The organism is Phytohabitans houttuyneae (assembly GCF_011764425.1).
Classification (GTDB): Bacteria; Actinomycetota; Actinomycetes; order Mycobacteriales; family Micromonosporaceae; genus Phytohabitans; species Phytohabitans houttuyneae.
Genome location: NZ_BLPF01000001.1, coordinates 4565582 through 4577710, shown reverse-complemented (window position 1 = coordinate 4577710; position 12129 = coordinate 4565582). Strand labels below are relative to the sequence as shown.

The window sequence follows — 12129 nt, the reverse complement described above, 5'->3', positions numbered from 1 at the left end:
TCGTGCCAGCGGCTGGACCGCGCCTGAACTGGCGCGACGCGATGGAAGACGCCCTTTACGGCGGTGGCGGCTTCTTCGTCACCGGCGCGCCGGCGGCACACTTCCGGACCAGCGTGCACGCCTCGCCACTGTTCGCGTCGGCGATCCTGCGCCTCGTGTCCCGGGTGGACGAGGCGCTCGGCCGTCCCGAGCGGCTGGACGTGGTCGACGTGGGCGCCGGACGGGGCGAGCTGCTGGCCACGCTGCGCCACGCCGCGCCGGCCGAGCTGGCCGCCCGGATGTCGCTGACCGGTGTCGACCGGGCGCCCCGGCCCCCTTCCCTCCCCGCGTCCGTGGCGTGGGAGCCGGTACCGCCGGCCGGCATCACCGGCGTTCTGCTGGCCACCGAGTGGCTGGACAACGTCCCGCTGGATGTGGTGGAGGACGGCCGGTACGTGACCGTCGACGGCTCCGGTGTGGAGTCGGCCGGCGCGCCGGCGGCCCCCGCCGACCTCGAATGGCTCTCCCGCTGGTGGCCCGACTCGCCCCGCGCAGAGGTCGGTGCCGCCCGGGACCGCGCGTGGGCCGGCGCGGTGGCCACAGTGGAACGCGGGCTCGCGCTGGCGGTCGACTACGGCCACGTACTCGGCGAGCGGCCGGTGGGCGGGACGCTGACCGGGTACCGGTCGGGCCGGCAGGTGCCGCCGGTGCCGGACGGCAGCTGCGACATCACCGCGCACGTGGCGATGGATTCGGTGGCCGAGGCCGGCGGGCGGCCGTACACCCTCGTCTCGCAACGGAAGGCGCTGCGGGCACTCGGTGTGGACGGTGCGCGACCACCCATCGCGCTGGCCTCGACGGACCCGGTGGGCTACGTGCGGGCGCTGGCGTCGGCGTCGGCGGCCGCCGAGCTGACCGACCGCGCCGGCCTGGGCGGACACTTGTGGCTGCTGCACCCGATCGCCATCGACCTCCCGGCGCTGGGGACGTGGGACGATGACCGGCATGACGGACCTACGTGAGGTCACTGTTGGGACCGGGGCCGGGCTGGACACCGCGGACATGGTGCTCAACATCGGGCCGCAGCATCCGTCCACGCATGGCGTGCTCCGCCTGAAGCTGGTGCTGGACGGCGAGCGGGTGGTCTCCTGCGAGCCGATCGTCGGTTACATGCACCGGGGCGCGGAAAAGCTCTTCGAGGTGCGCGACTACCGCCAGATCATCGTGCTGGCCAACCGGCACGACTGGCTCTCCGCCTTTGCCAACGAGCTCGGCGTGGTGCTCGCCGTCGAGCGGCTGATGGGCCTTGAGGTGCCCGAGCGGGCGGTCTGGCTGCGCACCGCGCTGGCCGAGCTCAACCGGGCGCTCAACCACCTCATGTTCCTCGGTTCGTACCCGCTGGAGATCGGCGCGATCACGCCGGTGTTCTACGCGTTCCGGGAGCGGGAGACGCTGCAGGCCGTGATGGAGGAGGTCTCCGGCGGCCGTATGCACTTCATGTTCAACCGGGTCGGCGGCCTCAAGGAGGAGGTGCCGGCCGGCTGGACCCGGCGGGCCCGCGAGGCGATCGGGCAGGTGCGCCGGCGGCTGCCGGACCTCGACAACCTGATCCGGCGCAACGAGATCTTCCTGGCCCGCACGGTGGGCGTGGGTGTGCTGCCGGCCGCCGACGCCGCGGCGTACGGCGCGTCCGGGCCGGTAGCGCGCGCGTCCGGGCTCGACTTCGACCTGCGCCGCGACGAGCCCTATCTGGCGTACGGCGAGCTGGACGTGCCCGTGGTGACCCGTACGACGGGCGACTGCCACGCGCGGTTCGAGGTGTTGCTGGACCAGGTGTACGTCTCGCTCGACCTCGCCGAGCAGTGCCTGGATCGGGTCGACCGGATCACCGGGCCGGTCAACGTGCGGCTGCCCAAGGTGGTCAAGGCGCCGGAGGGACACACGTACGCGTGGACCGAGAACCCGCTCGGCATCAACGGGTACTACCTTGTGTCGCGCGGGGAGAAGACGCCGTGGCGGATGAAGCTGCGCACCGCCTCGTACGCGAACGTGCAGGCGCTCAGCACGCTCATCCCGGGCTGCCTCGTGCCTGACCTGATCGCGATCCTCGGCTCGATGTTCTTCGTCGTCGGCGACATCGACAAGTAACGCCTCAGCGGTACGAGTCGTCCTCGTCGCGGTACCGCCGCCGGCGCCCGACCGGCTCGCGCTCCGGCGTGCCCCACTGCTGCTGACCCCAGGACGTGGTCGGCTCGATGCCGCCGGCCGGCAGCGCGCTCGCGCCACCGCGCCGCTCCCAGCTCCCCTGCGACCACGACGGGTCCGGCCCGCTGCCGCCGCCCTGGTAGCCGCCATCCCAACCGGACTCCGCGCGGTGGTCGTCACGGCGGGGCTCGCCCTGGCGCACCGAGGCCCAGCGGTCCTCGATCCGCATCTCGCTGCCGCTGCCGTCCTGGTGCATCGCGGTCCGCCGCTCGCCCATCCGCACCTCGCGGACGCCGTCGTCGCTGCGCACGGACGCCCACCGGTCGCCGGCCCGCATGCCGGCCCAGCGTGGGTCTTCGCCGGGGTCGGCGTCGCCCCGCTCGTACGGCCGGGGGCGGCGGCTGTCACCGCCGCGCAGCCGCTGGTCGCTCCAGGACTCCTCGTCCGGCTCGGCCGCGCGCCGGGTGCGCGCCGGCGGTGCCGACGCGGGCGCCGGCCAGTCGCCATATGACCCGTTGGACCCGAACGACCTGGAGGAGCCGTAGCCGCTCGCCCCGTACGCACTGGCGCCGTAGACCTTGCCGCTGGCGTCGGGGTCGTCACCCTGGTCGACGATCGTCTGCCGGGTCGTGACCTGGACCGTCTCGGTGTGCCGCACGACGCCGGGCACCCGGGCGCGGCCGCCGGCAGGGGCGGGCGCGGGCTGGGGCGGCATGGGGATCGCGGCATGTCCGGTGGCGACGGGCGCGTCCTGCTGCGGGTACGCGGCCCGGCCGTAACCGGCCTGGGGCGGCGGCTCCACGACGGCCCGCGCGGGCGGCGGCATGGCTTGCACCCGGCCCGCGTCGAGCTGCATCTGCACGCGCAGCGCCTGCACGGTCTCGTGGAGTGCCTGCAGCTTTTCGCCGAACGCTTTGTGCGTCGCCCGCGCGGCGGTGGCGATGTCGTTGCGGACGTCGCCGCGCAGGGCGTCGATCTCCTCCAGGAGGGTCTCTTCGAGGTCGAGGCGCACGGTCTCGGCGTCACGCCGCAGCGTGATCGAAAGCCCGATGAGCACGACTGCGAACACGGCGAGGACGGCGGCCACCCGGAGTGCCCCAGCACTCTGACCCACCAGCAGCAACAACGCCGCCAGCGGTGCCAGGCCCACCCCGACCCAGAACACCACCACGAGCAACTGCCGCCTCGGCCGCACAGATGGCGGTGCGGAGGCCGGCATGGCTGTGGAGCCTACCGATACTTCCGAGTAATCGGAACGGCCGGACCCGGAATCTGGCGACGGGCTTTCCGCGGGCGGAACGGTCACATGAACACAACGAGGAAGCGGGGCTATTTACCCCGAGTCATGCCGAAATCCGCGATTCGTACCACCACCGAGGGCCCAGACGGCGGAACGGTGCGGGAAGTGTCTCCCCGCACCGTTCCGTGTGGAACGCACTGCTGAGTGGTAGGTCAGCCGGTGAGTGGTAGGTCAGCCGGCGGCCAGGGCACCGTCCGACGAGAACACCAGGCCGATGCTGATCGTGCCGGTGGTGAGCGCCGACTTGGTCTGCGGACCGCCCGCGTCCAGCGAACTGAAGGAGCCGGCCTTGAAGCTGTAGACCTCTTCCAGGCCCTTCTGGCACTTCGGCCGCTGCGGGCACTCCGGCGGACCACCGAGGATCGTGGCGGTACCGGAGCACTTGGCGGCGAGGTCGGAGAGCGTCTTCAGGCCGTTCTTGTCGGCGAACTCCTTGGTGACGGCGAACGCGTTCTGATCCTGCGCCGCCGACGGCGCGCCGAACGTGAGGCCGACCTTGTCGCCGACCGTCTTCAGGCCCTCCATCGTCTTGTCCAGGTCGGGCGAGGAGATCGCCGCCGCGCTGGCGCCGTTGACCTTGCCGTTGAGGAAGTCGGCCAGCGTCGCCGCGTACTCCGGGACGACCTGGATCTCACCCTTTTCCAGGGCCGGCTCGTAAAGCTCACGGTTACCGATCTGCTGCACCTTGGCCTGGTAGCCAGCCGCGGTCAGCACGATCCGGTAGAGCTCGCCGAGCGTCTGGTTTTCGCTGAAGTTGGCCGCGCCGATGGTGATCGGACCGCCCTGGCCCTTGGTGATGCCGGTGGTGAGCGAATTGGCCGTGGCGAACTCCTCGGCCGCCACCTTGGGCGTCTTGCGGTCGACGTCGACCGCCTTGTTGAGCTCGATCAGCTTGGTGGTGTCGAGCGCCGCCGACACCTTGTCGAGTGCCGCTATCAACTCCGGCTTCGACGCCTTGGCGTTGATGGCCGGCACGATATTGTCCGTATTTTGTAGCTTTTTGTCGTCTTCGAGGACGACGAGCTGGGTGCCCGCCGCTGGTGCGCAACCGGCGCCCGCTGCGCCGGTGGCCGGCGCCTCGGTGCCCGACGATCCCTCGTCGCCGCATCCTGCGAGGATCATGCCTCCGGCGAGGGCGCTCACCGCACCCAGCACCAGACGTGAACGTGCGCGCAAAATTCTGCCCGCCTTCCGTGTCCCGGCGCGACCCTCTGCGGGCCGGCCGCGTGTCTGGCGGACGACGGTCTGGTGCCGCCCGCGGTTTCAGCCAACATGTTGTCAGGTGGGACCGACAAGAAACCGCGATTGTTGTCACCGAGTTGAAAGCTTTAGGCGTTTCCCGTGGCCGCGGCGGCGCGACGCGCGGCACGGCCCCGGGCGCGGCGCAGCGGCTTGGGCGTGACCGCCCGCTCGACGACGGCCAGGAGCGCCTCGACAAGGATCGCGAGCACCGCGACGAGGATGCCGCCGGCGAGGATCTGGCCGCCGCCGACCGCGATGCCCAAGCCGAAGCCGGCGCTGATGATCTGGCCGAGCCCGCCGCCGTTCACGAAGGAGGCGAGCGCGGCCGTCGCCACCACCTGCACCGACGCGGTACGGAAGCCGGCGGCCAGGTACGGCACGGCGAGCGGCAGCTCCACCCGTCCCAGCACCTGCCAGCCGGACAGCCCCATGCCGCGGGCCGCGTCCCGTGCCTCCGGGTCGATGGAGCGGACGCCGGTGTACGCATTGGCCAGCAGTGGCGGCACGGCGAAGACGGCCAGCGCCACGACCACCGGCGGCTTGCCGAAGCCGAGGAACGTCAGCGGGAGGATCGTCAGCAACGCGATCGTGGGGATGGCGAGCGTCAGGTTCGAGATCATCACAACCGCGCTGCCACCCCGGCCCGAGTGCCCCAGCCACATGCCGATCGGCCAGGCGACCATGCACCCCAGCGCGACGGCGGCCGCCGAGATCCACAGGTGCTCGCCGAGGCGGTCCAGGATGCCGCCGGGATTCGTCCAGTTGAGCGGGTCGTTCAGCCAGGTCACCGCCTGCTGGAACGGGTTTTCCGCCCTCACCTTGCCCCCCTCCGGCTCCACGGTGTCAGCAGCCGTCCCGCGGTGGCGAGCAGCAGGTCCAGCACGAGCGCCAGGCCGACGCAGAGAACCGCGCCGGTGAGGATCTCGGCCTTGTAGAAGTTGTTGCGGAAGCCGGTCAGGATCAGGTCGCCGAGCCCGCCGTACCCGATCAGTGCACCGACCGTCACCAGCGCGACCGTCGACACAGTTGCCAGGCGCAGGCCTGTGAAGATGCCGGGCAGCGCCAGCGGCAGGTCGATGCGGAAGAGCCGGCCCCACCGCCCGTAGCCCATGCCCTGCGCGGCGTCACGCGCCTCCGGCGGCACCTGGTTGAGCCCGGCCAGCGAGTTGCGCACGATCAGCAACAGCGCGTAGAGAACGAGTGCGATCAGCACGGACGCGGGGTTGGTCGTGCCGACGTAGGGCGCGACGAACGCGAGCAGAGCCAGCGAGGGGATGGTGTACAGGACGCCGGACAGTGCAAGAATCGGGCCGGTGAGGGGGCGGTACCAATACGCCACGACGGCCAGTGGCACCGCCACCACCGTCGCGATCAGCATGGCTTCCGCCGTCAGCGTCGCGTGCTCTCGCAGCGCCGCGAGGATGGTGTCGGAGTTGTCCCGCACGTACTGCCAGGAAAACCATGGGTTTCCCGGGCTCTCCTGAAGAGCGAGCCGGAAGGACATACGTGGACGCTACCGCGACGGGCGACGCCTCGGCAGAAAAGAAGGCCGCCCCGATAGAACTTGTCGGGATTCGGAAGCAGTACCCCGACGGGACGGTCGCCGTGGGTGACCTCAGCCTGGAGGTGCGCGCCGGCGAGCTTGTCGTCCTCATCGGACCGTCCGGCTGCGGCAAGTCCACCGTGCTGCGCATGGTCAACCGGCTGATCGAGCCTACCGCCGGCAAGATCATGCTTGACGGCGAAGACGTCACCAGCGCCGACCCGGTGGAGCTGCGCCGCCGCATCGGGTACGTGATCCAGAACGTCGGACTCTTTCCCCACCAGACGATCCAGGCCAACGTCGGCACCGTTCCCCGGCTGCTCGGCTGGTCGCGCGCCCGCGTCCGGCAGCGGTCGGACGAGCTGCTGGAGCTGGTCGGGCTCGACCCGGCGAAGTTCGGCAAGCGGTACCCGCAGGAGCTCTCCGGCGGGCAGCGGCAGCGCGTCGGCGTGGCCCGCGCGCTGGCGGCGGACCCGGTCGTGCTGCTGATGGACGAGCCCTTCTCCGCCGTGGACCCGATCGTGCGGGGGCGGCTGCAGGAGGAGTTTCTGCGGCTGCAGGCCGACGTCCGCAAGACGATCGTGCTGGTCACCCACGACCTCGACGAGGCGGTGCGGCTCGGCGACCGGATCGCGGTGCTGTCGCAGGGCGGCAAGCTCGAGCAGTACGACTCCCCCGCCGACCTGCTGGGCCGCCCGGCCTCGCCGTTCGTCCGGGAGTTCGTGGGAGCCGACCGCGGCATCCGCCGCCTCGCCGTGACGCCGGTCACCCGCGACATGCTGGAGCCGCTGGACGGTGACAACGGCGAGTATCCGGCCACCGCGCTCGGCACGTCGCTCTACGACGCGCTCGCCACGATGCTGGTGACCAACTCCGACTACCTGCGCGTCACCGACGGCGACGAGCCGGTCGGCCTCCTGACCCGCCACCGCCTGCTGAGCATCGACTACCCCGCCGAGCAGTAGTAACCCTCGCGGCCTGGAGCGGATCCAACGTCCTCGGAATCAAAAAACGTCAAGGGACCCCCGCATCTGCAAATGCGGGGGCCCCTTGACCGGGGAGGGATAAAGGAAACGTCAAGCGGCTCGGCCGCGCCAGCCTCCGAGGCAGGCGACACCGATGATCCAGCCGACGAACAGGCCGTACGTCGCGCCGGAGCCGGCAGCCTGGAACGCGCCGAGCAGCGTCGGGTTGGAGTGGACCAACGCGGCGATCAGCGACGCGAAGGCGCCGGCGAAGATGTATGCGGACCACCCGGCGAAGAACTGGCTGAGTGTCCCGCGAGCCCGGGCCAGCTGCGAGCCGGGCAGAGCGTAGAGGAACAGTGCGGTGAGGATGACCACAAGGATCGCCCGGAGGTTGGTGGAGAGGAGGTCCTGAACCCGCTCATCGGAGTCGAACCGCCATGCCGGCCAGGCCAGCAGTCGCAGGAACCAGCCGCCCGCCGTGCTCGCGTTGGTGTTGTCCTCGACCCAGTCCCCGTACCAGGGGCTGCCGAAGACAAGGACCAGGATGAGCGCCGCGAGTGTGCCCGCGCCCGTCGTGGTCTTGTAACGGGTGGTCGTAAGAGCCATGGCGCCATAAATGCCCAGCGCGCAGCGACACTCAAACCTGTCGCTATTTCGTTATTTCGGCGCTTCGTCCTGGTGCTTCAGCAAATAGTCGATGAACGCCGCGCGGAGCAGCGGCTCGGACTCGGCGTCGTAGTCCCCGTGACCGGTGAACTCCCGCCACAGCGCCACGGCCTCGTCGATCGTCGGACCCACCGAGTTGGGCGAGCCGTCGAGCACGGTCGCCTCGTCTGCGTCCGGCAGGTGCTTGAGCACGGACCAGAAGAAACCCACGTCCATGCGGCGGCGGGCGTGGGCGAAAGCCCGCTCCCGCAGCTCCTCTGTGGACAGGGCATCCAGCTCAGCGAACGTGGCCTCGGGCATACCGCGAGCTTAGCGGCCGCTGGTCCCCCACCTGTCGCTGTCCCAGGGGTCCGTGCGGGGGCGGTCGACTGGGTCGGCAGGGGTGTGGCCCAGGAGTCGGTGCGGCCGGTGGTCCAGCTCGTGGTCGGCGGGTCGGGCTCGGTCCACTCGTCCTCGTCCAGGCTGTCGTCGCGGGTGCGGGGCCGGCCGTACGTCTCCACGATCCTCGTCACGACCACGCCCACGATCAGGACGCCACCGGCGATGGCGAGGCTGGAGATGTCCCAGTCCATCGCGTCCTCGTACCGGAGGAAGAGGGTGATGAGCACGGCTGCCAGGATCGTGCCGAACACGCCGCCGCGCCGGCCGAAGGCGCTGGCACCGCCGAGCAGGGCGGCGCCGATCGCGAAGGCGGTCCAGTCCAGGCCCGGCGAGGGCACCACCGGCGCGTCCTGGCCGGCCACGAGGAGGACGCCGCCGACCGCGGCGAGCGAGCTGGAGACGACCAGCGCCCCGCCGGTCAGCACCGCGGCCAGGCCGCCGCGGCGGTGCGCCGGGTCGCTGATCGGCCGGAACCGGCCGATCGCCCGCCGCACCGGCTTGATCATGCCGATGAGACCGCCGAGAACGGAGACCGCGGCCACCCCGCCGAAGAGGTACAGCGCCTGGCCGCTCGGGTCGTAGTCGCCCTGCAGGTTGACCGGGGCGCCGCGCTGCTGGATGAAGACCATCGCGGCCAGCGCGCCGGCGAGGGTGACCACCCAGCCGGGCACGTGGAGCGCGCCGACGACGATCGCCATCAGCAGGCCGAGCAGGCCCGCGGCGACCACGGCCTCGGCGGCCGCGACGAGCACGCCCCGGTCGCCTTGCTCCGCGAAGTGGAGGGCGGCCCCGACCGCGATCGGGCCGAGGGCCAGGTTGGGCGCGCCGGCGCGGAGCGTGAGGCTGGCACCGATGGCGAGGAGGCCGAGGCCGGCGGCGAGCACCAGCAACTGGTCGAGCGCGGCGCCGCGGAGCGCGTCCGAGTCGTCGCGGTACAGCAGGAAGGCCACGCCGCCGGCGGCCAGGAGGAGCAGGATCTCCCAGACCACGTGAACCGCCATGCGGTCGCGTCCGGGGTCGCCGTGTGAGGGGTCCTCGAAGACGTCGTCGAGCTCGGCCTGCGAGACGGCGCGGCGCTGGGTCAGCTCCATCGCGTCGGGCTCGCGGAACTCGCCGGCCACCGGAAAGCTGCCGGTCTGGTACGAGGGGGTGCCGCCGAAGCCGGTGTCCGAACCGAAGCGCGAGTCTTCCCGCAGGCCGCCGGTGCCCGTACCGCCGTTGTCACGCCGACGGTAGGCCGGATCGTCGTACGCCATCTCGCGCGCCTCCTGTGGTCGTTCAGCCTGGCTTCGCGCCGCCTAGCTGTACGGATCAGGACGCGCGGCGGATTGAAGCCAGTCAGCCGCACCGTACTCGGGAATACAGGGGCACGTCACCCCCAGTGTCTGCCAAGGACCCGGGGTTGCCCTAGTTGTCTGACGTATCAGACTCGTTGTCATCGTCCGGGCGCTTCGGCACGCGGCAGGAGCGCTCCAGCCACAGCGCCGCGCCGACGAGCGCGAGCGAGGCAACGAGGCCCGCGGTCGCGGCGGGTATGTCGTTGTCGGCCGCACGCGTCCGCTCAAGGAACAGCCAGCCCACGAGCCCCGCGTAGAACCCCGCGAAGATCGCGCCGGCGAGCGAGGACGCCTTGGCGAGCACGACGAATCGGGCCACCGCGAGGGGTCGACGGGCTCACGGCCGGGGCGCCGCTCGATCCGCTGCCGCGTGTTGACCGCGACGTACGCCTCCAGCACGGCAAGTGCCGCCAGCGTCACGGTCGGCAACCACGGCAGCCGCGGAATCTCGCCGTAGAAGCTGCTGATCATCCACCACGCCACGGCCGCCGCTGCCAAGCCGGCCACCACCAGCGTGGCAGGTCGGGTCGGTCCCATTCGCGGCCCCGGCGGCGTGGAGCCGCGCGGTGGAGACTCCGGTTCCATCAGCTCGACTCTAACCGGAGGTCCGGCCGGGGGCTGATCGCGAGGGCGTCCGACGCGAGCGGTTCGGCGTTGAGCAGGTCGGTGAGCCAGCCGTGGCCGGGCAGCTGGCCGTAGGGCTCGATGTCGATCCACGGCCGGAGGACGAACGCCCGCAGGTGCGCGCGGGGATGCGGCAGCGTCAACTCCGGGTCGTCCCGCACCACCGGCTCACCCTCCTCGGACCAGACCGCGATCACGTCGACGTCGAGCGTGCGGGGTCCGAACCGCCGGTCCGGGTCGCGCACCCGGCCCGCCTTCTCCTCGAGGCCCCGGGCGCGGTACAGCCAGTCGCGGGGGTGGCAGCCGGGTCCTGGACGAGCAAGGCGGCATTGAGGTAAGGCGGCTGGTCGTCGTCGCCCCACGGCGGCGTCTCGTACACGCCGGAGGCGACGAGCAGCACGTCCTCAAGCTCCCGGACAGCGGCGCGCAGGTGTGCGACGCGGTCGCCGAGGTTGCTGCCCAGCGACAGGACGGCCCTGGTCACGGACGCCGCCGGGTGATCGTGACCGCGACGTCGGCGAACTCGTGCGGGATCGGGGCCTGCGGCTTGTGCACGGTGACGGTGGCCGCCTCGACCCGCGGATCGGCCAGGCAGACCTCGGCCAGGCGCTCGGCCAGCGTCTCGATCAGGTTGACCGGCTCGCCACCGACCACGGCCACGAGCCGCTCGGCAAGCTCGCCGTAGTGGATGGTGTCGGCCACGTCGTCGGAGCGCGCGGCCGGGGCGAGGTCGACCTCCAGCGCCACGTCGACCAGGAAGTCCTGGCCGCGCTCGCGCTCGAAGTCGTACACGCCGTGGTGGCCGCGCGCCCGCAGGCCCGAGAGCTCGATGCGGTCAGTCATCGCGGGCCAGCCGTGGTGCGCCGGAAGCCGCCCAGACCCTGAGCGCGTCGACGGTGCCGCGGACGTCGTGCACCCGCACGCCCCAGGCGCCGGCCGCCGCCGCCAGCACGCTCGTGGCGACCGTGGCGGCCTCCCGCTCGCCGGCCGGGCGGGGCGTGCCGTCCGGGTCGGCCAGCAGGGAGCCGAGGTACGACTTGCGACTCGCCGCGAAGAGCAACGGGTAACCGAGCGTGAGCAACTCGCCGAGGCGGCGGGTGAGCTGCCAGTTGTGCTCGGCCTTCTTGGCGAAGCCCAGCCCGGGGTCGATCACGAGCCGGTCGGGGCGGACGCCGGCGGCCAGGGCCTCGTCGACCCGCTCGGCCAGCTCGGCACGGACCTCGGTGACCACGTCGCCGTACGTCGCGAGGTCCTGCATGCGCCTCGAGTGTCCCCGCCAGTGCATCAGGATCCAGGGGCAGCCGGCCTCGGCGACCACACCGGCCATGGCCGGGTCGGCGAGTCCGCCCGACACGTCGTTGACAACCGCCGCGCCGGCGTCCAGGGCGGCCGCGGCGACGCTCGCGCGGCTCGTGTCGATACTCAGGGGCACGCCCGCCGCGGCCAGCTCACGAATGACCGGGATAACGCGGCTGACCTCGGTCTCCGCGTCGACACGCTCGGCTCCCGGCCGGGTCGACTCGCCGCCGATGTCGATGAGATCGGCACCCTGGTCGCGCATCTCGATCCCGTGCCGGACGGCGTCGGAACGGCGCACATAGCGTCCGCCATCGGAGAAAGAGTCGGGCGTTACGTTCAGAACCCCGATCACGACGGGACGCGCCGACCGCAGGAGATCAACCGCTCCCGTGGCTGGGCGTGATTCTGTCACGAATAGACGGTACCGACCGGCGACAGAACGCCTGCTCGGCGCCCCGGATTAGCACACATGTTCGAGAACGGATACCATCAGCCACGCCGGTACCACGGGCCACGAGCTTCGTAGCTTGGCAGAAAGGGGGTGCCCCGTACGCTTTGCAATTGCGCATCATTCAGACGTCATAG

At 71.5% G+C, this 12129-nt stretch carries 13 protein-coding genes and 2 pseudogenes; 5 read left to right on the top strand and 10 right to left on the bottom strand.

Annotated features, from left to right (window positions below; translation table 11 throughout):
- The first annotated feature begins 41 nt into the window (after positions 1–41).
- Positions 42–1001 (top strand): SAM-dependent methyltransferase, encoded by a 960-nt coding sequence (locus Phou_RS21140; protein WP_173058715.1) that lies wholly within the window; start codon positions 42–44, stop codon positions 999–1001.
- Positions 976–2127 (top strand): NADH-quinone oxidoreductase subunit D, encoded by a 1152-nt coding sequence (locus Phou_RS21135; RefSeq protein WP_173057603.1) that lies wholly within the window; start codon positions 976–978, stop codon positions 2125–2127. The genes Phou_RS21140 and Phou_RS21135 overlap by 26 nt, the downstream gene beginning before the upstream one ends.
- 4 nt (positions 2128–2131) lie before the next feature.
- Here Phou_RS21135 and Phou_RS21130 read toward each other — a convergent pair whose 3' ends face one another.
- From Phou_RS21130 to Phou_RS21115, 4 genes are all read right to left on the bottom strand, one after another.
- Positions 2132–3403, bottom strand: coding sequence for a hypothetical protein (locus Phou_RS21130; RefSeq protein WP_173057602.1), 1272 nt, complete (start codon positions 3401–3403; stop codon positions 2132–2134).
- Positions 3404–3655: 252 nt separating this feature from the next.
- Complete coding sequence (locus tag Phou_RS21125; RefSeq protein ID WP_246273651.1) at positions 3656–4639, bottom strand: glycine betaine ABC transporter substrate-binding protein; 984 nt, start codon at positions 4637–4639, stop codon at positions 3656–3658.
- A 173-nt stretch (positions 4640–4812) separates the two neighbouring features.
- The gene (locus Phou_RS21120) at positions 4813–5544 is read right to left on the bottom strand and encodes an ABC transporter permease (RefSeq protein ID WP_173057600.1); all 732 of its coding nucleotides are present in this window, start codon (positions 5542–5544) and stop codon (positions 4813–4815) included.
- On the bottom strand, positions 5541–6230 hold the full coding sequence (locus Phou_RS21115) for an ABC transporter permease (protein WP_173057599.1): 690 nt from the start codon (positions 6228–6230) through the stop codon (positions 5541–5543). The genes Phou_RS21120 and Phou_RS21115 overlap by 4 nt, the downstream gene beginning before the upstream one ends.
- A 2-nt stretch (positions 6231–6232) precedes the next feature.
- Here Phou_RS21115 and Phou_RS21110 point away from each other — a divergent pair, with 2 nt between their 5' ends.
- Positions 6233–7234 (top strand): ABC transporter ATP-binding protein, encoded by a 1002-nt coding sequence (locus Phou_RS21110; RefSeq protein ID WP_246273650.1) that lies wholly within the window; start codon positions 6233–6235, stop codon positions 7232–7234.
- A 111-nt stretch (positions 7235–7345) separates the two neighbouring features.
- Here Phou_RS21110 and Phou_RS21105 read toward each other — a convergent pair whose 3' ends face one another.
- Positions 7346–7843: a hypothetical protein gene (locus Phou_RS21105; protein WP_173057597.1), complete on the bottom strand. Its 498-nt coding sequence runs from the start codon at positions 7841–7843 to the stop codon at positions 7346–7348.
- Positions 7844–7894: 51 nt separating this feature from the next.
- Entirely contained in the window at positions 7895–8203 is a 309-nt protein-coding gene (locus Phou_RS21100; RefSeq protein WP_173057596.1) for a hypothetical protein, read from the bottom strand.
- 99 nt (positions 8204–8302) lie between these two features.
- Between Phou_RS21100 and Phou_RS52830 the strand changes: the two genes are divergently transcribed.
- Positions 8303–8866 (top strand): hypothetical protein, encoded by a 564-nt coding sequence (locus tag Phou_RS52830; RefSeq protein ID WP_246273649.1) that lies wholly within the window; start codon positions 8303–8305, stop codon positions 8864–8866.
- Between the two features lie 89 nt (positions 8867–8955).
- On the top strand, positions 8956–9312 hold the full coding sequence (locus Phou_RS52825) for a hypothetical protein (protein ID WP_246273648.1): 357 nt from the start codon (positions 8956–8958) through the stop codon (positions 9310–9312).
- Between the two features lie 379 nt (positions 9313–9691).
- Here the strand turns inward: Phou_RS52825 and Phou_RS21090 are convergent.
- From Phou_RS21090 to folP, 4 genes and pseudogenes are all read right to left on the bottom strand, one after another.
- A pseudogene (locus tag Phou_RS21090) lies at positions 9692–10158 on the bottom strand (DUF3180 domain-containing protein).
- A 47-nt stretch (positions 10159–10205) separates the two neighbouring features.
- Positions 10206–10729: pseudogene (gene folK, locus Phou_RS21085) on the bottom strand (2-amino-4-hydroxy-6-hydroxymethyldihydropteridine diphosphokinase).
- Entirely contained in the window at positions 10726–11088 is a 363-nt protein-coding gene (gene folB, locus Phou_RS21080) for a dihydroneopterin aldolase (RefSeq protein WP_173057595.1), read from the bottom strand. The pseudogene folK and the gene folB overlap by 4 nt, the downstream one beginning before the upstream one ends.
- Positions 11081–11956 carry a dihydropteroate synthase gene (folP, locus tag Phou_RS21075; protein WP_173057594.1) on the bottom strand — a complete coding sequence of 292 codons (876 nt, stop codon included), beginning with the start codon at positions 11954–11956 and terminating at the stop codon, positions 11081–11083. The genes folB and folP overlap by 8 nt, the downstream gene beginning before the upstream one ends.
- Between the last annotated feature and the right edge of the window lie 173 nt (positions 11957–12129).